The organism is Shewanella atlantica (genome assembly GCF_003966265.1).
GTDB lineage: Bacteria > Pseudomonadota > Gammaproteobacteria > Enterobacterales > Shewanellaceae > Shewanella > Shewanella atlantica.
On sequence record NZ_RXNV01000008.1, the window covers coordinates 14,136 to 40,094 of the forward strand.

Annotated in this window: 16 protein-coding genes and 4 tRNA genes; 11 read left to right on the forward strand and 9 right to left on the reverse strand. The window is 47.3% G+C overall.

Going from position 1 to position 25,959, the window contains the following annotated elements:
* Positions 1-130: 130 nt before the first annotated feature.
* The 4 genes from EKG39_RS15775 to EKG39_RS15790 all read right to left on the reverse strand — a co-directional run bounded on the left by EKG39_RS15775 (position 131) and on the right by EKG39_RS15790 (position 574).
* A tRNA-Pro gene (locus EKG39_RS15775) sits at positions 131-207 on the reverse strand.
* A gap of 50 nt (positions 208-257) precedes the next feature.
* Positions 258-334 (reverse strand) — tRNA-Pro (locus EKG39_RS15780).
* A gap of 42 nt (positions 335-376) precedes the next feature.
* Positions 377-452: transfer RNA gene (locus EKG39_RS15785), tRNA-His, on the reverse strand.
* 45 nt (positions 453-497) lie between these two features.
* A tRNA-Arg gene (locus tag EKG39_RS15790) sits at positions 498-574 on the reverse strand.
* Between the two features lie 248 nt (positions 575-822).
* Between EKG39_RS15790 and EKG39_RS15795 the strand changes: the two genes are divergently transcribed.
* The gene (locus EKG39_RS15795) at positions 823-3,450 is read left to right on the forward strand and encodes a sensor domain-containing phosphodiesterase (RefSeq protein WP_126506871.1); all 2,628 of its coding nucleotides are present in this window, start codon (positions 823-825) and stop codon (positions 3,448-3,450) included.
* Positions 3,451-3,533: 83 nt separating this feature from the next.
* On the opposite strand, the gene rep is transcribed toward EKG39_RS15795, so the two are convergent.
* Positions 3,534-5,546: a DNA helicase Rep gene (rep, locus tag EKG39_RS15800; RefSeq protein WP_126506873.1), complete on the reverse strand. Its 2,013-nt coding sequence runs from the start codon at positions 5,544-5,546 to the stop codon at positions 3,534-3,536.
* 284 nt (positions 5,547-5,830) lie between these two features.
* Here rep and EKG39_RS15805 point away from each other — a divergent pair, with 284 nt between their 5' ends.
* From EKG39_RS15805 to ubiK, 4 genes are all read left to right on the forward strand, one after another.
* A complete protein-coding gene (locus tag EKG39_RS15805) occupies positions 5,831-6,427 on the forward strand; it encodes a TetR/AcrR family transcriptional regulator (protein ID WP_126506874.1) in 597 nt (198 codons plus the stop codon).
* Positions 6,424-7,542 (forward strand): efflux RND transporter periplasmic adaptor subunit, encoded by a 1,119-nt coding sequence (locus EKG39_RS15810; protein ID WP_126506876.1) that lies wholly within the window; start codon positions 6,424-6,426, stop codon positions 7,540-7,542. Before EKG39_RS15805 ends, EKG39_RS15810 begins: the two co-directional genes overlap by 4 nt.
* Before the next feature lie 12 nt (positions 7,543-7,554).
* Entirely contained in the window at positions 7,555-10,638 is a 3,084-nt protein-coding gene (locus EKG39_RS15815; RefSeq protein ID WP_126506878.1) for a multidrug efflux RND transporter permease subunit, read from the forward strand.
* Positions 10,639-10,790: 152 nt separating this feature from the next.
* Entirely contained in the window at positions 10,791-11,051 is a 261-nt protein-coding gene (gene ubiK / locus EKG39_RS15820) for a ubiquinone biosynthesis accessory factor UbiK (RefSeq protein ID WP_126506880.1), read from the forward strand.
* 72 nt (positions 11,052-11,123) lie between these two features.
* Here ubiK and EKG39_RS15825 read toward each other — a convergent pair whose 3' ends face one another.
* On the reverse strand, positions 11,124-11,963 hold the full coding sequence (locus tag EKG39_RS15825; protein WP_126506882.1) for a DUF417 family protein: 840 nt from the start codon (positions 11,961-11,963) through the stop codon (positions 11,124-11,126).
* A 205-nt stretch (positions 11,964-12,168) separates the two neighbouring features.
* Between EKG39_RS15825 and creD the strand changes: the two genes are divergently transcribed.
* The 6 genes from creD to EKG39_RS15855 all read left to right on the forward strand — a co-directional run bounded on the left by creD (position 12,169) and on the right by EKG39_RS15855 (position 21,253).
* Complete coding sequence (gene creD, locus EKG39_RS15830) at positions 12,169-13,518, forward strand: cell envelope integrity protein CreD (RefSeq protein WP_126506884.1); 1,350 nt, start codon at positions 12,169-12,171, stop codon at positions 13,516-13,518.
* Between the two features lie 167 nt (positions 13,519-13,685).
* Positions 13,686-14,501, forward strand: a complete 816-nt coding sequence (locus tag EKG39_RS15835; RefSeq protein WP_246028526.1) for a phosphatase PAP2 family protein — start codon at positions 13,686-13,688, stop codon at positions 14,499-14,501.
* A gap of 95 nt (positions 14,502-14,596) precedes the next feature.
* Positions 14,597-15,082 carry an Lrp/AsnC family transcriptional regulator gene (locus tag EKG39_RS15840; protein ID WP_126506885.1) on the forward strand — a complete coding sequence of 162 codons (486 nt, stop codon included), beginning with the start codon at positions 14,597-14,599 and terminating at the stop codon, positions 15,080-15,082.
* 310 nt (positions 15,083-15,392) lie between these two features.
* Positions 15,393-16,751 carry a sodium-dependent transporter gene (locus tag EKG39_RS15845; RefSeq protein WP_126506887.1) on the forward strand — a complete coding sequence of 453 codons (1,359 nt, stop codon included), beginning with the start codon at positions 15,393-15,395 and terminating at the stop codon, positions 16,749-16,751.
* Between the two features lie 318 nt (positions 16,752-17,069).
* Entirely contained in the window at positions 17,070-19,073 is a 2,004-nt protein-coding gene (locus tag EKG39_RS15850) for a TonB-dependent copper receptor (protein ID WP_126506889.1), read from the forward strand.
* A 254-nt stretch (positions 19,074-19,327) separates the two neighbouring features.
* The gene (locus EKG39_RS15855; protein WP_126506891.1) at positions 19,328-21,253 is read left to right on the forward strand and encodes a hypothetical protein; all 1,926 of its coding nucleotides are present in this window, start codon (positions 19,328-19,330) and stop codon (positions 21,251-21,253) included.
* A gap of 128 nt (positions 21,254-21,381) precedes the next feature.
* On the opposite strand, the gene EKG39_RS15860 is transcribed toward EKG39_RS15855, so the two are convergent.
* The 3 genes from EKG39_RS15860 to ilvA form a co-directional block, all read right to left on the reverse strand.
* Complete coding sequence (locus tag EKG39_RS15860; RefSeq protein ID WP_126506893.1) at positions 21,382-22,824, reverse strand: MBL fold metallo-hydrolase RNA specificity domain-containing protein; 1,443 nt, start codon at positions 22,822-22,824, stop codon at positions 21,382-21,384.
* Positions 22,825-22,969: 145 nt separating this feature from the next.
* On the reverse strand, positions 22,970-24,112 hold the full coding sequence (locus EKG39_RS15865; RefSeq protein WP_126506895.1) for a pyridoxal-phosphate-dependent aminotransferase family protein: 1,143 nt from the start codon (positions 24,110-24,112) through the stop codon (positions 22,970-22,972).
* A gap of 295 nt (positions 24,113-24,407) precedes the next feature.
* Positions 24,408-25,958: a threonine ammonia-lyase, biosynthetic gene (gene ilvA, locus EKG39_RS15870; protein ID WP_126506897.1), complete on the reverse strand. Its 1,551-nt coding sequence runs from the start codon at positions 25,956-25,958 to the stop codon at positions 24,408-24,410.
* Between the last annotated feature and the right edge of the window lies 1 nt (position 25,959).

Sequence of the window (25,959 nt, forward strand, 5' to 3'; positions counted from 1 at the left end):
AGAGTCCGAAAGCTTTTTAGATGGTCGGCTGATTTAATAAACAGCAGGATTCTAATCATCAAGATCTCAGATAATGAGAAAGCTGGAAACGAAAAAAGCCTCTTGATTTCTCAAGAGGCTTTTCGAAAGTTGGTCGGTGATAGAGGATTCGAACCTCTGACCCTCTGGTCCCAAACCAGATGCGCTACCAAGCTGCGCTAATCACCGTAATCTTTTGTCTTACTAATAACGAGACAATATCTCACTATCTTTAAATTTGGTCGGTGATAGAGGATTCGAACCTCTGACCCTCTGGTCCCAAACCAGATGCGCTACCAAGCTGCGCTAATCACCGAGTCTTTGTATCTTTTCAAGAATTTTTAAAGATGAGATGAAATGGGGTGACTGATGGGGCTCGAACCCACGACAACCGGAATCACAATCCGGGGCTCTACCAACTGAGCTACAATCACCACTGACTTTCAACTTACCTTGCTAACATGACGTCCTAATCAATCTGGTGCACCCAGAAGGATTCGAACCCTCGGCCTCACCCTCCGGAGGGGTGCGCTCTATCCAGCTGAGCTATGGGTGCCTGCCTTGTTAGCGCCGCATATACTATGGATTATTTGCCCCTACGTCCACACCTTTTAATGCTTTTTTTTCTGTTTGCTCAAGTTTTAACTCAATTTCACCTGATTTCGAGAATTTTTACTGGTTATGGTCAAAAAAATAGCACGTAGCGTCAAATTTATGACTTGGCGATGCTGCTTTTTTATGCTATCAATACTCGTTAGTCCAAATCCTGCTTCTAAAAATACAAAATAGCGATTGGCGGAAAACATGTTTAGGGAAGAATCGACTCTATATTCACAATACGAAGTTGGGCGTATGCAAAAAAGGATTGCACGCCTAAAGACATTAGCTCTGAAATATAAAAGAGCTGAAGTGACTCAAAATATGCTGCTGGAGATCTCAAATCTCGCGGCTCAGGTCAATTCACCCGAAGAGTTCTATTCAGAGATCCATCGCTCCCTCAATATCCTGCTACATGCAGATAATTTTTTTGTCGCATTGCTCAACCCAGACACCAACATTCTTGAAATCCCCTTCTTCCTGGATGAAAAAGATACCCATCCATACGAATCCTATCCTAAAGAGGAGCTCTCAGAGACCTTAGTCAGTGGACTTACCGGTTATGTCCTAAGAACAGGGGAGTATCTGCTCTGTGATGAGTCAAAATTCAATGAACTGATAAACGCTAAGCAGATAGTGAGCCGGGGAGCCCCCAGCCATCATTGGCTCGGAGTCCCCATTAAGGTCAATAACTCGGTTGCCGGTGCCTTAGTCGTACAAAGTTACTCACCCAATATCAACTTCACCGAGATGGATATCGAGCTGATGAACTTCGTCAGTCACCACATATCCGGGGTCATGGAGCGCCTGCAGCATCAGGAGCAACTCGAACAAGCGATAGTTCAACGAACCAAAGAACTCAGTGTTGCTTACGATAAGCTCAAGCAGGAGGTTTTTGAGAGGCGCCGCGCCGAACGACTACAGCAGTCGTTATTTGAGATTGCGGATCTGGCAACCTCAAATATTGAGAGTGAAGTTTTTTATTCTGAATTGCACAGAGTTATCAGCCACCTTATACCCGCGAACAATTGCTATATTGCACTGCTTGATAAACAGCTTTCTCATGTTAGTTTTCCATTTTACGTCAGCCAAGCCAGCACTTGCTTGCCCGATAGCCGGAAAGTATGTGATGGGCTTACGGAATATGTGATAAAAACAAGAAAACCTCTGCTGCTGCACAACAGTGAACTTGAATCACTTATTGCCTCCGGTGAGATCTATTCCAAAACCCCGGAACTCAACTGCACCAAAGATATTCATCAATGGATCGGGATCCCTCTGTTTATTCATGGCCAGGTTAGGGGGGCCTTGACTATCTACAGCCTTAGCATGTCTCACAGTTATCAAGAGAAAGATCTTGAGCTACTAACCTTTGTCTCTCAGCATATCGCAACGGCGATTGAGCAGAAGCTATCCGCAGAATCACTGAAAAACAGCTACGAACAGTTAGAAGAGAAAGTCGTTGAGAGAACGCAGGCGCTCGCCATGCTAAATCAAGACTTGGAGAATGAAATCACTCAGAGGCGAAAAATAGAGCAGCAATTAGTGCACGATGCCAATCACGATACGCTAACAGGCCTCCCTAATCGCGCAATGTTTATGGAGCGACTCTCTCAGGCCGTAAAACATATTCGAAGACATGGACTAGACCGATTCGCCCTGCTATTTATCGATTTGGATAGGTTCAAGTTGATAAACGATACTCTGGGTCACCTCGAAGGCGACCGCTTTTTGATTGAGACTTCATCTCGACTAAAACTCTGTATACGCGACAATGATACCCTTGGCAGGATTGGCGGCGATGAATTTGTCATCTTACTCGACAGCATCAATGGAACAGACGATGCCGAAGAAGTAGCGGAGCGTGTGCTAACCGAACTATCACGCCCCTACAAACTCGCCAACCAGCACTTTATTTCCGGAGCTAGCATTGGTATATCGTTTAGTTATAATCATAAGTCAGATACCAGCGAGTCCCTGTTAAGGGATGCTGACGCGGCCATGTATCAGGCCAAAACGAATGGTAAAGGTTGCTATGTCATATACGATGACAAATCTCACAAACTACTCAACCAAGATGTAAAGCTAGAACTTGAATTACAAAATGCGATATCTAATCATGAGCTACTTCTAAGTTACCTGCCAGTTCAAAACCTTAAGACGCAGACTACCGTGGCATTGGAACCACGACTCTACTGGAACCATCCTAGATTAGGGAAAATCAAACAGGCTCATTTGAATAATATTGCCGAACACTGCGGACTCACCACCGAACTCGATATCCACCTGCTTCAGAGACTAAATAGTGATTACCCGGCACTGCAAAAACACTCACTCAGCCTGCTACCTCTGCATATCAATATATCCGGAAAACACCTGAAGCATAAGCATGCTGTGAGACAACTAAAAATTGCGCTCAAGCAGAGCCACTTCAAAGCTGAGCAACTATGGTTATTCTTCGATGAACAAGGTTTCATTCTCGATACCGATAATCATATCAATGCCTTCGAAATATTGACGGGTCTGAATGTTCAGCTTGGCCTGAGGGGCTACGGGAGCGCTCACAGCGCACTAAGCAGCCTCACCTTCCTGCCGCTGCAAGGCCTTAAGCTCGATCCCAGCTATGCCAATCACATTGAAAGCAAACAGCATATAAAGCTATTAAAGGCTCACTTCCTGACGGCTCAAGCATTAGAGCTTGCGGTCTTTGTCGATGGAATTGGCACAAAGCAACAAAGAGAGGCGCTGCAGGAGATAGGTTTCACTCTGGGACAGGGGCAGGCGCTGGGGAAAGTATTACGTTTGACGACAATATCGGACTTGGTTTGCGCTTAGCGCAATGCACTATGCCATATACACAAACCAGTCAGACACCTGCTGCACCACTTTGACGGTGAAGCAGGTACCCGTTAACCCTACTATTTTTTAAACATATCTCTTAAGTTGGCAATGTTAGATTTACCCGCCTGTTGGCGCTGCTGTTCGCTCTGAGGTTGCTTCCGGTTTTCCCAAACCAGATCATCTTGGGGCAACTCCATCAAGAAACGGCTTGGTTCACAGCGCATGGTCTCACCAAACTGGCGACGCTCACGGCACAGAACAAACCACAGCTCTTTCTGAGCTCGGGTGATCCCCACGTAGGCGAGGCGGCGTTCCTCCTCCACGTTATCCTCATCGATACTGCTCTGGTGAGGTAATATCCGCTCTTCGGTGCCGACCATAAATACGTAAGGAAACTCCAGCCCTTTAGAAGCATGCAGTGTCATCAGCTGAACCTGATCGCCCCCTTCATCTTCACTGTTACGCTCCATCATATCCCTGAGCGTTAAACGAGTGACCACCTCAGGCAAAGTCATGCCATCGTCCAGCTCATCGCCTTCGAGCATCTCTGTGACCCAGCGGTATAGTTCAGAGATGTTCTTCATTCTCATCTCAGCGGCTTTGGCACTGGTACTCGTCTCGTAGAGGTAATCCTCATAGTTAATATTACGGATCAGGTGCTTCACCGCTTCTACGGGCTCTCCGCGAGTCGCACTCTCTCCGGTATCGACAATAAACTTACCAAACTTATACAGGGACGCCATAGCGGCCGGAGGAAGGTGATGGTTTAACTCAACTTCGAAGATAGCTTCAAACATTGAGATATGACGCTCGTTAGCATAGTTCCCTAAACGCTCAAGAGTCGATGGGCCAATCCCCCGCTTGGGTAGGTTAACCACACGCAGAAACGCATTATCATCATCTGGATTTACCACCAGCCTGAGATAGGCCATGATATCTTTAATTTCAGCCCTGCCGAAGAAAGAGGTCCCGCCACTGAGCTTGTAAGGGATCCTATTGGTCATCAGTGCCCGTTCAAGCAAACGAGATTGATGGTTACCCCGATAGAGAATCGCATAATCGCCATATTGGGTCCTGCCAACAAATTTATGCCGGACCATCTCAGCGATAACCCGCTCTGCCTCCTGCTCCTCATTCGCAGCGATCAGCACTCTCAATGGCTCACCGTAGGCAAGCTCACTAAACAGCGCCTTATCGTAGACATGGGGGTTGTTAGCAATAAGTATGTTGGCGGCCCTAAGAATACACTGGCTCGAACGATAGTTTTGTTCGAGTTTGATCAACTTAAGCTTAGGAAAATCTGTACCCAGCAAGACCAGGTTTTGCGGCTTAGCGCCACGCCAGGAGTAGATAGATTGATCATCATCCCCTACCACGGTAAATCTGGCGCGCTCTCCAACCAACAACTTAACCAGTTCATACTGACTGGTGTTGGTATCTTGATACTCATCCACCAGCATATATTGAATACGCTTCTGCCAACGTTCCCTCACCTCTTGATTGTGTCTTAACAATAAGGTGGGAAGTAAAATAAGATCATCGAAATCCAGCGCATTGTACGCCTTCATATGCTTAGCGTATCTTTGGTATAGGCTGGCAAAAAGCTGTGACTGCTCATCTTTGGCAATCTTCACTGCCTGGTCGGGAACGACCAGATCCCCTTTCCAGTTTGAGATCGCCGTCATCAGCATCTTGAGCAGATCTTTATCACCATCGAACTCATCTTCGGTGAGCTCTTTTAGCAGTGCCAGCGAGTCTTGATCATCGAACAGGGAGAAACCGGGCTTTAAGCCGACAACCTTATGCTCACGTTTGATGATCTCCAGGCCTAATGTATGAAATGTAGATATCCATAGGCCACGAGCCTCTTTGCGTCCCATAGATTGAGCGACACGCTCCTTCATTTCGCGCGCAGCTTTGTTGGTAAAAGTCACCGCCGCTATCGTCCGTGCCTTATAACCACACTTCTGCACTAAATAAGCGATCTTATTTATGATCACCCTGGTTTTACCACTGCCGGCACCGGCCAGCACCAAGCAAGGGCCAGTAACATAGTGCACAGCATCATTTTGTCCGGGGTTTAGCTTCATCTTTTAACTTTTACCAACAAACTAAGAAATATTTTGGGAACCCTAGATCATACCAGAAAAGAATGAGGTAAAGCCTACAGTTTTGCCCATTGTTTTATATCAGCAACATACACAGACTAAACGAATCAAATATCTCGGATATCTACTACACTGAGTAAAGCTTGAATCGTCTATCTCTCAACTTTTTATCTGTCAGCCTGAATCGATAATTGCGATATTCATGCCGGTGACATAGAATAGTGAATGAACGTTCATTCAGAACACCCCCTCGTATGAAAGGCATTATGGATAACAAACGCGATCTTATATTCAAAGCCACCGAGAAGATCATTGCCACCAAAGGGCTACAAGGTCTCTCGATGCAACAGATAGCTCAGGAAGCCGGTGTTGCTGCAGGCACGATTTACCGCTATTTCACCGATAAGGAAGAGTTGATCTCTGAACTCCGTAAAGATGTGTTACGTGTAGTGGCGAGCCATATTCTCGAAAATTGTGAAGAGGGTACGCTCGAACAGAGGTTCAAACGTGTCTGGTTCAACATTGTCGATTTTGGACGCCAAAGAACAAACGCGAACCTGAGTTACGAGCAATATATCCACCTTCCGGGTATAGACACCGGCCCACATCAAGCTTTCGAAAGAAGCACATTCGAAGGGCTGCACCATATTTTCACCGAAGGAAGGGATACCGGGATATTTCATAACTTGCAAGATAAAACCTTGTTTGCCACCTCTTTAGAACCAGCTATAGCGCTGGGAAGAAGCATACGTCGTGGCCAGATGCCATATGATAAAACTGAACTAGAGTTTGTCTGCAATCTTTGTTGGCAATCCATACTTACACCACCAAACACTACTCATAAGGAGCAATCAGGCAGATGAAGAAATGGACCCTGATTATGCTGATCATCGCATTACTGGCCTTTGGATCAGTAATAGGTTTTAACATCATGGTTAAAGGTAAAATTGCCGATGCCATTGCCAATATGCCGGAACCTGAATCGCCGGTGACCACCATGACACTCATCCCGGAAAACTGGCAACCCACCATAGATGCAATCGGTTTTGTAGAACCGAACCAAGGTCTCACTATTGCCAATGAACTATCGGGTGTCGTTGCTGAGATAAACTTTGAAAATGGTAGCAGCATAAGTAAGGGCCACAGCCTGATCGCGCTCGACTCTAAGGTCGAAAAAGCCAACTTAAAGAGCAAGAAGGTTCAATTACCTGCCGCCGAGGCCGACTTCAAACGACTCACCCGCCTCTACAAACAAAAGTCAGTATCTAAGCAAGACCTGGATAATAGTGAATCAAAATATCTGGCACTTAAAGCCGATATCGAAAGCTTAACGGCCACCATAGATCGCAGAGAGATCGACGCACCTTTCGATGGTTTAGTTGGTATTCGCAGTATTAACCTGGGTGAGTATCTGCAGGCTGGTACCGATATCGTTCGCCTCGAAGATATCAGCACCATGAAGATACGTTTTACCGTGCCACAAACCCAGTTGCCACGTATCTCAACCGGACAGACCATCCACGTCTTCGTCGATGCCTATCCAAAGCAGCCGTTTGAAGGAAAAATATCTGCCATTGAGCCTGCCGTTTTCTATCAGAGTGGTCTCATTCAAATTCAGGCAACCATTCCAAATATCGATGCAAAGCTGCGTAGCGGTATGTTCGCGCGCGTCGAAGTATTATTGCCGGAGATGACCAACCAATTCGTGCTGCCTCAAACCGCCATTAACTTCACGCTCTACGGCAACTCTATCTACGTCCTTAACGAAGTGTCTGAAGAGGGAGAAACGGTAAAACGTGTTAAACAGATAAATGTGGAAGTACTTGAGCGTAACGGAAATAACGCCTTAGTCACAGGTGAGCTTAAAGCAAACGATCACATAGTGACCTCGGGGCAGATCCGATTAAGTAACAACAGCAAAGTCAAAGTGACCGAGGATAAAGCATTAACTCCTCCAGCCACTATGCCACAACTATAACAGGAGCTGGCAATGCGCTTTACTGATATATTTATTCGCAGGCCGGTACTCGCCGCCTCGATAAGCTTCCTGCTGTTACTCTTGGGTTTTTACTCCCTGAGCAGCATGCAGGTACGTGAATACCCTGAGATGACCAACACAGTGGTCACCGTATCCACCAGCTACTATGGTGCCGATGCAAACCTTATTCAGGGCTTCATCACCCAGCCACTTGAGCAGGCGTTGGCTCAGGCTGATAACGTCGACTTCATGACATCGGATAGCTTCTTAGGAAGCTCGAAAATCACCGTATACATGAAGCTTAACACCGACCCCAATGGCGCCCTGGCAGACATACTTGCCAAGGTAAACTCGGTGCGGTCTCAGCTACCTAAAGAAGCCGAAGACTCAACCGTTGATATGTCTACGGGTTCACAAACCTCTGTCCTCTACATCTCCTTCTATAGCGATGAGATTAACTCGAGCCAGATCACCGATTATCTGGAGCGAGTGGTAAAGCCTCAACTCTTCACCATCGATGGTGTAGCTAAAGTTAACCTTTACGGTGGTATTAAATATGCCATGAGGATCTGGTTAGATCCGGCTCGAATGGGCGCCTTCGGTCTCTCATCATCTGAGGTGATGCAGGTTTTACAGGCGAATAACTATCAATCTGCAGTCGGCCAGGCTAATGGGGTCTTTACCCTGTTTAATGGCACCGCCGATACTCAGGTCGCTACCGTAGATGAGCTGAAAAAGCTGGTCATAGGCAGTAAAGATGGGCTTGTCGTTCGTCTTGGTGATATTGCCGATGTGAGCTTAGAGAAGAGTCACGATGTCTACCGCGCCCTTGCCGATGGCCAGGAAGCCGTAGTTGTTGCATTGGATGTGACTCCAACGGCAAACCCATTAGTTGTCGCTGCAGATGCTCGCGCACTCATGCCCGATATCGAACGCAACCTGCCTGTGTCGATGAAGACACGTATCTTATATGACTCCTCCCTTGCCATCGATGAGTCGATTCAGGAAGTGATCAAGACCATAGGTGAAGCGGCACTCATCGTTATCATAGTGATCACTCTGTTCTTAGGCTCACTTCGCGCGGTTGTCATCCCCATTGTCACCATTCCGCTCTCCTTGATTGGTGTTGCCATCATAATGATGATGTTTGGCTTTACGCTGAACCTGATGACGCTACTGGCCATGGTACTCGCCATCGGCTTGGTGGTCGATGATGCCATCGTGGTGGTAGAAAACGTCGACCGACATATCAAGTTAGGCGAGTCGCCATTCAGAGCCGCAATTATCGGTACTCGCGAGATAGCGGTTCCCGTGATATCTATGACCATCACGCTGGCGGCGGTGTACGCACCAATTGCACTGATGGGCGGTATCACCGGCTCACTGTTTAAGGAGTTTGCCTTAACCTTAGCCGGAGCGGTATTTATATCGGGAATTGTGGCCCTGACCCTGTCACCTATGATGTGTTCGAAGATCTTAAAGCCTCATTCGGCGCCCAACCGTTTTGAACTTGCCGTCGAGAACTTCCTTGAGGGTATGACGAAACGCTATCAGGGAATGCTGAGTGCTGTAATGGAGCGCAGACCCGTCGTTATCGCCTTCGCCGCTATTGTCTTTGCCTCTCTGCCTGTGATGTTCAGCTTTATTCCGTCAGAGCTGGCACCAAACGAAGATAAGAGTGTTGTCATGATGATGGGAACCGCCCCCTCTACCGCCAACTTAGATTACATCCAATCTAATATGGCGTTAGTTACCGACATGATTAAGTCACATCCGGAGTCGGCGGCTTCTCTGGCCTTCGTCGGGATCCCTAACTCGAATCAAGCCTTCGGTATCGCTCCCTTAGTGCCATGGAGTGAGCGTGATAAGAGTCAGAAAGAGATGCAGAAGATGCTCGGCGAAGAGGTGAAGCAAGTGCCGGGTATGGCAGTCACTACATTCCAGATGCCTGAACTTCCGGGTGCATCGGGCGGTCTGCCTATTCAATTTGTTATCACGACCTCTAACTCTTTTGAGAGCCTGTTCCAGATAGGAAGCAGCGTGCTGGAGAAAGTGCAACAGAGCCCGCTATTTGTCTACTCGGAGATAAACCTTAAGTTTGACTCCGGCACCATGAAGATCCATATCAAGCGTGACCTTGCGGGAACCTATGGCATCACGATGCAGGACATAGGTATGACCTTAACGACCATGATGAGTGATGGTTATGTCAACCGTATCAACCTGGACGGCCGCTCCTATGAAGTGATCCCACAAGTTGAGCGTCAATATCGTGCCAACCCAGAGGCGCTCGATGGCTTCTATGTTAAGGCCGCCGACGGTAAATCTATACCACTATCGAGCTTAGTCGATATTGAGATGATAGCCGAGCCACGCTCACTGCCTCACTTCAATCAGATGAATGCACTGACTGTGGGCGGAGTGGCAACACCCGGTGTGGCTATCGGCGATGCTATCGATTTCCTTAAGAATATCGGTGATAACGATCTTCCTAAGGGCTACAACTATGACTTCTTAGGTGAAGCGCGCCAATATGTCACCGAAGGCTCGGCTCTGTTTGCGACCTTCGGTCTGGCACTTGCCATCATCTTCCTGGTTCTGGCGAGTCAGTTCGAGAGTGCCAGAGATCCTCTGGTTATTCTGGTGTCTGTGCCACTGGCCATAAGTGGTGCACTTATCGCGTTGGGCTGGACTCACATATTTGGCCTGTCATCGATGAACATCTATACCCAGGTCGGCCTCATCACCCTGGTCGGTTTGATCACTAAACACGGTATCTTGATGTGTGAAGTTGCTAAAGAGGAGCAACTGCATAATGGCCTGAGTAGGATGGAGGCAATTAAACTTGCAGCCACGATACGTTTACGTCCGATCCTGATGACGACTGCAGCCATGATTGCCGGTTTGATCCCACTGCTATTCGCAGTGGGTGCGGGCGCCATTGCACGCTTCAACATCGGTCTTGTGATTGTGTCAGGTCTGGCTATCGGTACCCTGTTCACCCTGTTTGTACTGCCGGTTATCTATACCTATCTGGCAGAGAAACATGTGCCACTTCCGGTATTCGATGAAGAGGGACATATCGCAGCGAGCTAGTGAAAACCCACTTATCGCTTAAGTACAAGGCCCGAACTATCTTCATAGCTCGGGTCTTTTTTATTTACACAGCTTTTGTTTTCCAATAAACCTAGGCTCAGGTACAATCTTAGCTAAGAATCAAAGACGATAGCTCACAGCGGAAGTAGATTATGATCAATCCAAAGAAAATCGAAGAAGTTGCTAAGCAACTGAGCGAAAACCTGCCTAGCGGACTGAAACAATTCGCTGGTGAGTTTGAAGAAAAAAGTAAGCAGATCCTTCAAAATCAATTGATGAAATTAGATGTTGTCTCTCACGAAGAGTTTGAAGTACAGCAACATGTACTGTTAAAGACACGTGAGAAACTTGAAGCGCTTCAGGCACGAGTCGATGCACTGGAGAAGCGACTCAACGAGAGTGAAAGCCAATAAGCATCTTTTACGCCAGTTCGTTGATAATAAAAAAAGAGCGCTTTAGCGCTCTTTTTTATTATGTAGAAGGCGTTATTTCGCCGCTTTATTTTTCATTGCATAAAGTAAGATGCATCCCGCCAACAAGACGAGATCTTTCACGATAAACTGACCACTTCCCGTTAGCAATGGGAAACCATGGCTCAACTCATAGGCGGGCAAACTAATAATAAAGCTCTGTGTAGCCAGAAAAGTTAATCCGGCAACCGATAATCCTAATGTCCTCGCCCACACGTATTTACCGCCGAGAAGAAGTCCAAGTACCGCCACTAATTCGATGATGCCGATAAAGTACGATCCGTGAAGCACACTAAACAGATCATATATCCAACTAAAAAACGGGCTCGTTGCCATCAAACGTTCGATACCATCGGCTTCTATCTGAGTAAACTTCATGCCTCCTATCCATAGCATCACCAATATCACCCCCGCCCATATCAACTTAAGTGAAAGGTCATTCAGGTTACGGTCTCCTGCGTAATAGGAGGCGATATAAGCCGTTACTCCTGCAATAGCCAGATACTTAATCAGCCCCTGCCCCGCCCCTATGGCAGGAAAGCCGCCTAAGCTCTCTATCCACACAGGGTGAGTGAATAACATCAAGATAGGTGTCATCGCCAGCAGTGAATAGAGATAGAGCATATACTGGCTTAGCTTATGCCATGGAAAGATTAATGCGACAACCACAGTTAACTGAATAACGCCTAATACGGCTGATAACCAGGCCAGCTCAGGCAAGCCTACCGCCGCCAATTGTTTCGTAAAATAGCTCACATCGACTGCGGTAAAACGATTCATCGCCGTCGCCAGTAAAAAGCCCCCTAACAGCACTCGTGCCATAGTCAGGCCAGTTGTCGATTTAATCTCAAACATATTAGTCTCCAAATCAGATGCACCAATAGACCCTGAAAACTAAATTGCTATTTCATCGATTAATAATATAAGCCAAATTAAACCGGAAGATGATGTGGCAATGCCCACCTCATTGCCTTTTTCTCGCCACTATTGATCACCAGCTTGCCCCCATAGACCAGATAAATTCTGTTTCAATACTTTCATCATCATAGAGGGATTTTTCATGCTCAATTTCTTCACTACGGCTACGACTAACTTAACCCATAAAATCATCGTTCTGGTGGGGATGTTACTGCTCTCCTTCATTCCGCTGGGACTTGTCATGAACATGACCTCAGACAGAGAATACCTCTATCACGACGTCGTCAATGAAATTGGTCGTTCATGGGGGGAGCAGCAGAGAGTTTCAGGGCCGGCGCTTGTCTTACCCTATCGTTACGAGGTCGTTCAGGAGAAGAGCAATGATGAGGGGAAAACGGTAAAATTTAAGACTAGTTTTCAAGATGAGTTAATCATTTTACCCAAAAATTTAGCCCTGGATATGGAGCTAACCCATGACTTTCGCTCCAGAGGGATATACCAATCCTTAGTCTACAATGCCATGGTCAGTGGCAAGGCTAGCTTCTCCATTCCCGATATAGATATTCCTAACCTTACCTCCATTGAAACTGAGCATGCCCGGCTGGTCTTCGGCATTTCAGCCAATCAGGCGATTGAGAAAATTGAATCATTTGAAGTGACCAGTCAAGAAGCGGCGTCATCAGATCCGCATATTCCAGGCAACATAATGCCGGGAACCGGGTTACCCCAGCAAATAGGTCTGGAACGCGGCTTCCATATGCCAATAGACTTAAACCTTAAACAGACTCAATTTATCCTCGACTTTGCGATAAAGCTGCGGGGCTCACGGGGCATTAGTGCACTGCCCTTAGGTGAACAAACCGACATAAGCATCTCAAGCGACTGGCCTCACCCCAGTTTTAACGGGCTCTTACCAACGAGTAGAGAGATCACTGACAGCGGGTTTAAGGCAAATTGGCAGATCAGCCACCTGACCCGTAACTACCCGCAAGTGTTCACTAAAAATAGTGAGCTTAATCATATCGAAGTCGAAGCCGGTACGGCATTATTTGAACCCGTCACTCACTATGGAAAAGTGGAGCGTTCGGTCAAATATGGCATGTTATTTATTGCACTAACCTTTATCGTACTTTTGATATTTGAGCTGGGGCAACAAAGCTCGCTTAGTCTGGTTCAATACCTGCTCGTCGGCTGCTCGGTCACCCTCTTCTACCTGCTGTTACTCTCGTTATCTGAGCATTTAGCCTTCGTTCAAGCCTATATCATCGCGGCCACTATTCCGGTGTTATCTATATCGCCTTATGTCGCCAGCGCCACCGCAAGCATAAGAAAAGGTGGCATCATCGCGGCCATGTTAACCAGCCTCTATCTGGTGCTCTACTCAATTTTAAAACTTGAAGATTTCGCCTTACTGATGGGAACGTGCTTACTACTCATTGCCCTCTTGATTCTGATGTTCATCACTCGCCGTAAAAGCCGCTACTGTGAATGATGATGCGTGAAGTTTTACATCTGTGCTAATTCAGTGTTAACGCTTTGGCGTCAATGGAGCTAAATAGTCGGTTTATCTGGCTATCCGCTTGGCAATGATCTTGCTGCACGTTAGCCTATCAACCTATTTGGCAAAGACGCCTTTAGTATCGGTATGAGGCCCTATTCTTGAAACTATTATCTTTACTGAAATCGCGCTTTCCACTTGGCCTCATGATGATAGGCTGGGCCATTTTAACCATCATACCAGCGATATTATTAATATCAGATACCACGCTGTTTCCGCTGTTGCCACTGAACTCACTATCGGCAGAGGTGCTATTTTGGTTAACGACATCAGGTACTGCCCCCTATGGCGTCGCAACTGTACTCTTAATATTATTGCTTAGTTACCAGCGTCTAGGTAGAGCCCAGTTTGTCAGCCTGTTTCTCACTATATCTTTGGGTATGTGCACCACACTGGGGCTTAATCACTACCTCAAACCTTTCTTCAACGAGGCTCGTCCCAACGCGGTTTGGCTGGAGCAGCAATACCTGCTCAATACCACTAACTTCTACACCCTAGCGAAGGCTGAGCGTAAGGCGCAGATGACGGCGTCACTGGAGCGACTCGAACACGCCGAAACAGAGCTGGACCTCTCTCCCCTGATAAAACAACATTGGAAGAATGAGGTCGGTTTCGCCTTTCCCTCGGGTCACACGCTCTTCGCCATCACTCTCACCATGATCGCGAGTTACTATCTTCTGTTAGCGGGAAATCTGGTACTACCGACTATGCTATTCATCTGGAGTATCACCATGGGGTTCAGTCGCATGCTATTAGGCATGCATTGGTCGCAAGACGTACTGGCATCGACGGTGCTCGGCGGAGTGATTGGCCTATTCAGTCTATTATTCATCCATAAAACCTTTCCCTATGGCTATAGGGCCTATACATATTTAAGCACCAAGCTAAAACAGAAGCAGGTAATGCTCAAACCTTGATGATAACGGTCAGTGAAATAGATGCTAATGGGAGCAGATAAGGCTATGCTATCCCCTTCAATAGTTAACCTCGAACTTTTACGAGACCCGATAACATGGCAGAGCTACAACTCGATAAGATAGATTTCACAATTTTAAGGCTGCTCCAAAGTCATGGAAAACTGTCTAATCAAGAGCTGGCTGTAAAGATTGGTTTATCCCCTTCACCATGTTCCAGACGTGTCAAAGCACTGGAGGAATCCGGTTTCATTGCAGGTTATGCCACCTTACTCTCGGCCGAGCATTTCAACCTGTCACTGACCGCATATGTTCAAGTGAGACTCGAGAAGCACTCACACGAGATCTTAGAATCATTTGAAACCCGGATTGGTGGTTACGATGAAGTACTCGAGTGCTGCCTGCTTACGGGGAGTGACGCTGATTACCAACTTAAGGTCTTAGTTGAAGACATGAGTCAGTTTAAGGTTTTCCTGCTGGATAAGCTCACCACAGATCCGCACATTGCCGGAGTCCATTCAAGCTTTGTGCTCAAGCAGGTAAAAAACCAGACCAGCATACCTCTTCCTCAGCCCACTGTTTAATCCCCGCCCCAGATTGAAGCAACATAGTTCAAGAGATGAGCGAAGCTTCAATCAAAGCCGCTTGATGAGTGAGATTGGACTCAAAATAGTGAATTAATTCTAACGCAACTTTCTTGCGTCAGTAACAAGCACAAAACCACCTTAAGCAAACTTATCTCGCTTAATTACTTAAATTTAGAATATATTTTCACAAAGCGAGAGCTTTACGATTTAGACGCTCAAAAAGTAACAACTTTACGACATAAAACACCATTGACCCATGTTGATAAACCTCTATCATTCGCCCTCTTGAAAACTGAGAGAGACAGGCATGGCCAGCACTAATTCAAATCACTTTAGCTCACGATTGGGCTTTATTATGGCGGCGGCAGGCTCGGCCGTTGGCGTCGGCAACATCTGGGGGTTTCCAACCCAGGCAGCAACCCATGGCGGTGGTGCCTTCTTGCTTGTATATCTGGTGCTGATTTTAATCTTAGGCTATCCCATGCTGGTCGCCGAGCTGATGATTGGACGCCACGGCCAGACAAACCCTGCCGATGCAATGGCTAAACTTGGCAACAACACACTGAGTCGTAATATCGGTAAAGTCATTGGCTTCACCTCGATCGTCACCGCAACTTTAATCTGTACCTTCTACACCATATTGTCGGGTTGGTTTGTCAGCTTTGCTCTGGCTCCTATAGCGGAGATATTTGGATTCACAACGGCATCTGATTGGTTAATGGACTTCTCCCTGTCACGTAATCTGCTCTTCACAACCCTCTTCATCCTGATGGTTGTCTACGTGATACGCCAGGGAGTACAGCAAGGGATCGAACGCTGGTCCAAACGCTTAATGCCACTGCTTCTGATGATCTTGGTATTAGGAGTGGGCTATATCCTGACTCAGCCCGGTGCGATGACAGGGCTTGAAGTGCTATTAATACCGGACTTTTCCCGAGTCTGGGAGCCTGATGTTCTCGTCGGCGCTCTGGGGCAAACCTTCTTCTCTCTGACCATAGGTACAGGAGCCATGATGGTCTATGGCGCATATCTAAATAAGAATGAGCACTTGGGTAAGCTAACGGCCTATGTAACCCTTACCGATACCAGTGTGGCCTTCTTAGCCGCATTAATGATTATCCCGGCTATGTATGTGGCTCAACACAATGGAGTGCAGATCTTCGGTGAAGATGGCAGCTTATTAAATTCTGACACCTTAGTGTTTACTGTACTGCCCGCCCTGTTTGACACCTTAGGGGGGAACTTACAGTACCTGCTCGCCTTTATCTTCTTCGTGCTGATGACCATAGCTGGCCTGACATCTGCAATTTCGATTGTCGAAGTCCCCACCAGCTACCTGATGGAGAAGAGGGATATGGGCCGTAACAAGGCTACTTATCTGGTTGGCGCACTGGTTATTGTTCTGTCCCTTACCGTGGTAATGAACTTCGAGTATCTGTTTGGCTTTATGATCACCTTAACCACCGAGCGTGCACAGCCACTCATCGCCTTAGGTATCGCCATCTACCTGGGTTGGGTATGGCAGAGAAACGGCCTGCTGAAAGAGATCCAATCTCAGGATGGCGCCGATAGCAACAGCCTGTTCTGGCGCGTCTGGCCCATTTATGTGAAATTTATCTGTCCACTGCTTATTACGCTCATTATCGTGCAGCTGTTTAATAAGTAGAACCATCAGTTCGCCGAAAAGCCACCGGGCCTTAGCAAGCTCGGTGGCATCATTCTTCACCACTCTCAGATAAACTCCCTTTTACTGCAGCAGAGGAAGACCCAAACAAGTGCTTTGCCATCTGTTTCCGCACATATTTTCATCTCTGGCATTCATGGAACACTGGAGGATATTTCAACAAGCAGATAGTGACAACGAATGGAGATGTGAGAGAGATCGATTTCAGCTGTGACACATTGTCGCACAACTTACCTTTCCCTTTGTTAACAAGCTAAACATCTGCGAAAAAGACGCAACTAAAAATAAAAGAGCGTCGCCATGAAACATAAAACAATAACACTGGCCACAGTGATCACCGCCACCATGAGTATCCCGATTCTGGTTTTCCCTCAATCAGTCCTCGCCTCCGATGAGCCAAGAGACTGTGAAGATCGCCAATGTGACGACTATATTGTCATCACGGGTGAGTTAATGCGTGAGCCTACGAAAGTGGTCACCGATCCCAAGAAACCCAGACTGCCGCTCCCCTCATACGATGGAGCAGGATTCCTGAAAACCATTCCCGGATTCAGTATCGGTCGAAAAGGGGGCGCCGGTGGTGATCCATCGTTAAGAGGCATGGGTGGTTCACGCATCAGCATCGTCGATGATGGCCAGCATGTGTATGGCACCTGTGGTGGACGCATGGATCCACCGACAGCCTATATCTACCCGGAGGCCTATGACAGCATCACAGTGATCAAAGGGCCGCAAACCGTAAAATATGGTCCGGTAGGCTCAGCCGGAACCGTTTTATTTGAAAAAGACAGGCATAGCTTTGTCGAACCCGGCGTCGAGGGACGGGCCAGCGTCACTGCGGGCAGCTTCGAGCGACAAGACTATATCGTCGAACTGAAAGCCGGCGATGAAAGCCACTATCTGGATCTGGATGTCAATCAATCGAGTAGTGACCACTATCAGGATGGTGACGGAAACACGGTGCAATCGAGCTACGATCGTAACAACTACAACATCGCGCTGGGATGGACCCCGACAGACACCAGTGTGTTTGAACTCGCCTACGGTAAGTCTGACGGCGAAGCGGAATACGCCGACAGAGCCAATAAGGCCCGGGTGATCAATAATGAAAATGTCACTCTATTGACTCAGTTCGAGCTCGACTCGGATCTTATCCGCGCAGTCGAATTTCAGGCCTATACCAACAAGAACGACCATATCATGGACCAGTTCGACCAAGGGGTGAACTCCGGGGTCAATGTTCGCCGCAAAACCTCTGGTGGTCACCTCTGGCTGGAGCTCACCCCGAGTGAGAATTTAGAGGCCACCTTAGGTGTCGATTACATGCAAAGCACCCATGAGGGACGCAGCATAAATCCTGAGTTTGATAACGGTCTCGACGACCTGCTATCTAAGCCCTTTAAGGACAATATGCGGTATGAAAATATGGGGATATTTATCGAGTCAGACTACGCCATAGGAGGGGGCAAGCTACTCTCCGGCTTACGCTTTGACCATTGGGATACTGAACTCTTTGTCGCGCAGGCGGGAAAGCGGAGTGATAAGCTGATCAGCGGTTTCATTCGTTATGAATACCTTAATGGTAATAACCAATATTACCTGGGAACGGGTCATGCGCAGCGGATCCCCGATTATTGGGAAATCATGAAGGCCAATCCCGATAACCTGTCCACCAAGGCATTCGAGCTTGAGCCCGAGAAAACGACCCAACTGGACATTGGCTGGATCTATCAAGCCGATATCGAAATATCGACGGCACTCTATTATGGCAAGGTCGATGATTACATCTTAGTTGATTCCAACACGCCTATGACCAGCGCCTACAATATCGATGCGACCATATGGGGTGGCGAGGTAGGCATGACCTATCCATTCACAGACCAGTGGTCGGCGCAGACGACCGTCAGTTATAGCCATGGCGATAATGACACTCAAAATACGCCTCTGGGACAGATATCTCCTCTGGAGGGCCGAGTCTCGGTCAACTATGAGGGACAAGAGTGGACTGCGGGGTTATTCTGGCGCCTTGTTGCGGCTCAAGATCGCGTCTCCATCGGTCAAGGCAATATCTCAGGTCAAGATCTGGCAGAAAGCAGTGGCTTCGGCACGCTCGCCATCAATGGCACATGGAAACATGGCGACACGGTTTTAGTGAGCTTCGGTATCGAGAACCTGTTCGATATCACCTACGCCGAACACGTGAGTCGCTCCGGTGCCGGTAACGATATCCCCGGTAGCGAGCCGATGTTTCAGGTCAATGAACCCGGCCGCACAGCATGGGTGAAGCTGGACTATACCTTTTAATCTACCCCACAAGTTAACTTAGCTAACATAAATTAAGCCCTACTTCTGGTCTATTAGGCAATACATCTATCTCCTAGGTGTATTGCTTCAACACATCTCGCCCACAATCCGCTTAATCGAGTTAAAAATGAATATAAAATACTCTCTTCCAATTCAGAGCTTTAGACAATAAAATCGAATTTATTACAACCTTTTACTTACTCAAACCAAAGCTTAAACCAATTAATTTTACTCAGATTTAGGGAAGAAACTAAGTGAAAGAAAAACGTATCCTGCTCATCGCTGCAATTTCAATTATTAGCGCCATCATGTTTTATTTTTTATGGCCTAGCCCTCAAAAAGCGCTGACGCACTCTGTCATACGTGATGTTGAGACTCACCACAACACGGTTAATTTATCCGAAGACCCCCTTACTAATGCTCCCATGCCTCCCATAACCAATTATCAAGAATGTAAGCAACTCATTGAACATAATCAGAATGAAAAGCTTAACTTTGGGAGAGCCCAGGATTGGAACAGATACCTTGACGAGGGATACTCAATTGACGAGATAACACTGGCCATCGATCATTTCTCAAACTCAAATTTCGCAGCAAGTTGGCGTGCTAAACAATTAAAAAAACATTCAGAATTAGCTCTGAAGAATTCAACCTTAATTGAATCATTGAAAAATGAAATGCCTGACCTAGCTGAATATTTCATCATATCAACAAAAGTCCCCACACCAGCATTAGACAATATTGCCAATTTAACTGATGAAGCAGCTTTACAGCTAATCGAATCAACAGAGTTGAGCATTGACGATGTAGCTTGGTTAATACAACAGGCAGAGGTACCTCAAAAAGTATTAATCGAATCTACAAAGAAATTAAACAATATAAATCAATTGATCGGTTACGATTACGCTTCAACCGCAAACGAAAAGTTATTACTCATTGATATCGCTGCTTTTCATGGACGAGATAAAGTCGTCACTCAACTATTAAAACAAAACAGCAAAATATCTAAGGACCCTTATCTTGGTTCAACCATGGAATTTGCCTTAGCAAGGCTATACCAACTAAGAAATGGTATAGAGGATGATGCAGTCACCAAACAAATTCACATCATTAAACAACTCCAAGATCTAAATGCACCTGCATTCTTTGATAAAAACACGGCTCAGTTAGTATCGGGATCACTCCCAAGGCACTCTTATCTTTTTTCCGAAGAGCAGCTCAACTCACTGCTAATTAGTCATCAATTAGACCTCTCTCAAATACAGGCTAAAACACAGTTAGATTTCGACCCAGACGCAGAGTTAATCGTTAGACTCAGACAAGAGCTCAATCAATTGCTTGAAAAAGCCATACCAAGAGACAGATTACTATCCTGTCAAACTAGAGTCTCTAAAATCGATAAAGTGTGGCAGCCCAAATCGCTCAACCACTATATGACTCAACTAAAAAATCAAAATTTAGAAGTAAATGCCGCCAATCTTCACGAGATAGAGCCTGTACTGGCAGCGTGTTTTTTAGTAACGCAAGAAAGACACTTCCCATTTACTTACGTAGACAATGAAGAGCTAAAATCCGAAGTTTTTGGCAAGCCACTCAACGACAATAAAATTCATGAAGTAATAAACACGATTGAAGCCGCTAACTTAACAGAGAAACAACTACGCTGGTTTTTTTATCAAATCCTCCCATGGAATGCCGCTTTTTATCAGCCTTTACAAAATAGTCAATTAAGGCAGGAGCAAATAGATTGGAGGCTATTGATGATGTTTGGAAGTAATAACTCATCTTACTTCGAAGAGTTACTCGTCAATGGACTAGATGTTACTGAAACGGATCACACAGGGAAAAGCCTAATTTATCATAGCATCGAAAAACAAAAGTTAGACTTACTCGTCTATCTAGTCAACCAGAAGAGTGACTATCATGATAATCCTATAGGTAAGGACCCTTTATACTTACTGTTAGATACTGACCATTACAAATTTTCTCCAAATACTGTATTGAGTTACTTAGATGTTTTGATGCAACTCGCGCCACCAGTATATGATTACCACAAAAGAGAGTTAGCCCTTATTCGTCTCAAATATCCTGAATTCTACAGCCAAATATCAGAACGCTTCGGTGAATTAAAGATAACTGCGGACACACCACTACCTCTCGCAAGCTGTCCTAATGGTTAACCCCTCCATAGGACGGGTGGGAGTAAGTATCAATTTAATCAATGCATATTACATACATAAAACACTGCGCCACTCATTTATGACGGCGCAGAACTTCATCACACCAACAAGGACATCTTAAAAAACGGTTAAGGCTTTATCCAGGTCAATTCAGGTAAGGCATTCAGGTCCAGCTTGTCACCATAGGTTGCAATAGCGAGGGCTTGTGGACATGTGCTGCTCTCCTGTTGCAACTTATTCACCAGACCATTTTGCGCCTCAGACTCACCATGCACTAAGACGAGTGGTGGCTTATCTTTAAAATGACGATACCAACGTAACAACTCGACCTGATCCGCATGTGCAGAAAGACCACCGACCGTATGAATGGTCGCAGCCACATCAATACTCTTACCATTAATCGTGAGCTGCTCGGCACCATCCACTATCAACCGACCCGGCGTACTGATGGCCTGATAACCACAGATGATCACGTCACACTCCGGACGCCAAAGGTTATGCTCCAGATGACATCGGATCCGCCCACCATTACACATACCACTACCGGCAATGATGATGAGTCCCTTATGTACATCGTTGAGCAACATGGACTCATCGGTGCTGAGAATAAACTCAACATTAGATAACAAGGGATGTTGACCGGGATGCATGCGGGTGAAACGCTTAAAATCATCGTCCATCAAGGGGTAGTTATTCAGGTAGACACTCGTCGCCTCTATCGCCATGGGGCTATCGAGGCAGATTTTCCATCGCTGCAGATCCCACTCCTTTGCGTAAAGGTGAAACAGATATAACAGCTCCTGTGCACGGCCCACAGAAAATGCCGGCAAAAGAATATTGCCATGGCTTTCACTGATCGCTTTAGAGAAGATCTGTTTAAGCTCTTCGATCGTGTCATCCCAACTACGATGCATGCGGTTACCGTAGGTGCTCTCCATCATCACCAGATCGGCACTGTCGACAATACTGGGGTCTTCCAATAAGGGCATACCCGCACGGCCCAGGTCTCCACTAAAAACCAGCTTCTTTTGCTCACTCCCTTCGCCTAAGAAAAGCTCGACTATCGCCGATCCCAATATATGGCCGGCATCAGACAGGCAGATATCCACATGGGGGATGACCCGGGCCATATCGCCATAATCCAGCAGCACAAACTGAGCCATAGCCTTATCGACGTCCTCCTCAATAAAGAGTGGTTCGATGGGCTCCATCTCTTGCTTGACCCGTTTCTTATTCAATCTTTCCGCATCACGTCGCTGCAGCATGGCCGCATCTTTTAGCATGATGGCACACAGCTCTGCGGTCGCTTTATGGGTAAAGATAGGGCCTGAGAATCCGGACTTAACCAGTAGCGGAAGACGACCCGAATGGTCGATATGAGCATGACTTAATACGACGGCGGCAATGGACTTAGGATCGAACAAAAAAGGCTCGTGGTTACGTAGCTGGTCAGCCTTCCCCCCCTGAATGAGCCCACAGTCTAACAGCAGTTGCTGGCCATCCACCTCCAGCAGATGACAAGAGCCGGTGACCTCTTGCGTCGCCCCTAAAAACTGCAGCGTCATTCTCATATCCTTGACCTGTTTTTTTATCCCCTCTTATTTTAAGAATAGACTATGTCCCTACCTATAAAAGAAAAAGCAGCATTGAATTACTTCAATGCTGCTTCTGTTTACCATCTGATATTCAAACAATATCAGGAATTAGTTCAGTACACTAATTCAGTACATCATCCAATGCTTTCAGGCATAGGGCGACATTCTCGCGGCGGGCGCCGAAGCCCATCAGGCCTATACGCCATGCCTTACCCGCCAGCGCGCCTAATCCTGCGCCGATCTCCAGGTTATAGCTCTCTAACAGTTGTGAACGCACGGCACCGTCATCCACACCTTCCGGAATATAGACCGCATTGAGCTGAGGCAGGCGTGATGCTTCATCGACCACAAACTTAAGCCCCAACCCTTCCAGGCCCTGACGCAATACCTGGTGCATATCGGCATGACGCTGCCAGGCGGCTTCCAAGCCTTCGTTAGCTAATAAACGCAGTGACTCATGCAGCGCGTAGAGCGCATTCACCGGAGCCGTATGGTGATAACTGCGTTTACCACCGGATGCGGCGCTGCCGCTCCAGTAACCCATCACCAGAGTCTGATCCAGGAACCAACTCTGCACCGGCGTTTTACGGGCCTTTAGCTTCTCAACCGCAGCGGGAGAGAAAGAGACCGGTGACAATCCCGGCACACAGGAGAGACACTTCTGGCTACCGGAGTATATGGCATCGATGCCCCACTCATCGACTCTCAGTTCGACGCCGCCCAATGATGTCACCGCATCGACGATCGACAAACAATCATATTGTTTAGCCAGTGCACACAAGGCTTTGGCATCGGATAGTGCCCCCGTAGAGGTCTCCGCATGAACGAAGGCTAAAAATTTTGCATCGGGATGCGCCTTCAGGGCAGCTTCCACATCTGCCGGACTAACCGCTTCGCCCCACTCATTGTCGACGACAACGGCAATGGCGCCCACACGCTCGACATTCTGGCGCATGCGCTCACCGAATACGCCATTACGGCAGACAATCACCTTCTCACCCACTTCGACCAGATTCACGAAACAGGTTTCCATACCGGCCGAGCCCGGCGCCGAGACAGCAAGCGTCATCTCATTAGTCGTCTGGAACGCATACTGAATCAGTCCCTTAAGTTCATCCATCATGCCAACAAACAAGGGGTCTAAATGCCCAATGGTTGGGCGGGATTGTGCGGCAAGCACCTCGGGATAAACATCCGAGGGGCCTGGGCCCATCAAGGTTCTACGTGGGGGATTAAACGCATCGATATAGGGTGCAACTAACATCTTCTTTCCTCGGTAAGGCCTTCTCTGAAAGATAAGGGGTTAAGGTTTGGCATCTGACTGGTAAAGTCGACACGGATTCCCTACATATTAAACTGGTATATTGGCATCTCAGTGCCTTAAGGCATCTTATTTTTTAGCTTTAATGAGCGCAAGTGGACTTAAGGCTAACCGCCGCCTGCGTTCCCATTACACTTAAGCTCGAACTCGAACTCGAACTCGAGCTTAGAAATTCAAACTGGTGTTTAAAAAATAACAATAACATAAAAAAGGACGCGGTTGCGTCCTCTCAGATTCTTTACTCTCTATTATCCAGGAAGAGCTTATAAGCCGGGCTGCTTGTCTCCTCCTGATAGACGAAACCAAGCTCAGTTAAAAACTGCTGAAAGGCTAAGCTGTCACCCTCCGGCACCTCAAATCCCGCCAGTACCCGGCCATAGGCCGCGCCGTGGTTACGGTAATGAAACAAGCTGATATTCCACTTGCTCTGCAGGGTTGTTAAAAACTTAAACAGGGCACCCGGATGCTCTGGAAACTCGAAACTGAACAGACGCTCATCAAGCTTTTCCGGTGGATGACCACCAACCATATACCTGACATGCAGTTTTGCCGTCTCATCATGGGAGAGATCTTGCACCTCGAAGCCATCTCCTTCGAGAGTAGCAATGATCTCATCGAGTTCCGCTTTCCCGCCCGACAGGCGAATACCGGCAAACACAACGGCCCTATCACGACTACTGAAGCGGTAGTTAAACTCGGTCATCACACGCTTATTTAGCAGCTCACAGAATCGCAGGAAGATACCGGGACGTTCAGGAACTTTAACTGCCAGAATGGCCTCTTTCTGCTCGCCCAGCTCACAACGTTCGGAAACATAACGCAGACTGTGAAAGTTGACGTTGGCACCACTGAGGATAGCCGCGACCTTCTCACCCTTACCCTCATCACCCATATACTTCTTCAAGCCAGCAAGAGAGAGTGCTCCTGCGGGTTCTGCGATAGCACGGGTGTCTTCGAAGATATCTTTTACCGCGGCGCAGATCTCATCGGAGCTTACAGTGACCACATCATCGACATATTCACGGGCAAGCCTGAAAGGTTCATCGCCAATCTGCTTAACCGCAACGCCGTCGGCAAACAGGCCAACCTGTGGCAGGACGACCCGCTCATCGGCCTCCAGCGCCGCCTTCAAACAGGCTGAATCTTCCGGCTCTACGCCGATAACTTTAACTTGAGGCATCACCGCCTTATAGTAAGCGGCGATACCGGCAATCAAGCCACCACCGCCAACCGGAACGAAGACCACCTCGAGATCGCGCTGCTGCTGCAGCATCTCCTGAGCGACAGTGCCCTGCCCCGCAATCACAGCTTCATCATCGAAAGGCGCCACATATACACGCCCCTCGGCCTCTGCAAGCTTCTGAGCATGGGCGTTGGCCTGATCGAAAGCTTGACCATATAACAGTACTTCGCCGCCGAGGCGCCTGACCGCATCGACCTTGATATCAGGTGTCGTTTCCGGCATCACGATGACGGCACTGATCCCACGCGCCGCCGCAGACATGGCCACACCTTGCGCATGATTTCCCGCCGAGGCACATACAACCCCGCGCTGACACTCAGGCGCCGTGAGCTCAGATATCTTGTTATAGGCACCACGTAACTTAAAGGAGTGAACCGGCTGCATATCTTCACGCTTAAGAAACACCTGACAGCCGAGTCTGGCCGAGAGCTTATTCAAGCTCGATAACGGTGTTATCTTTGCCACGTCATAGACAGAAGAGAGCAATATCTTCTGCAGATAATAGTGGGCTAAATCTAATTTCTCTTTGGAGGCTAGTGCCAGCATA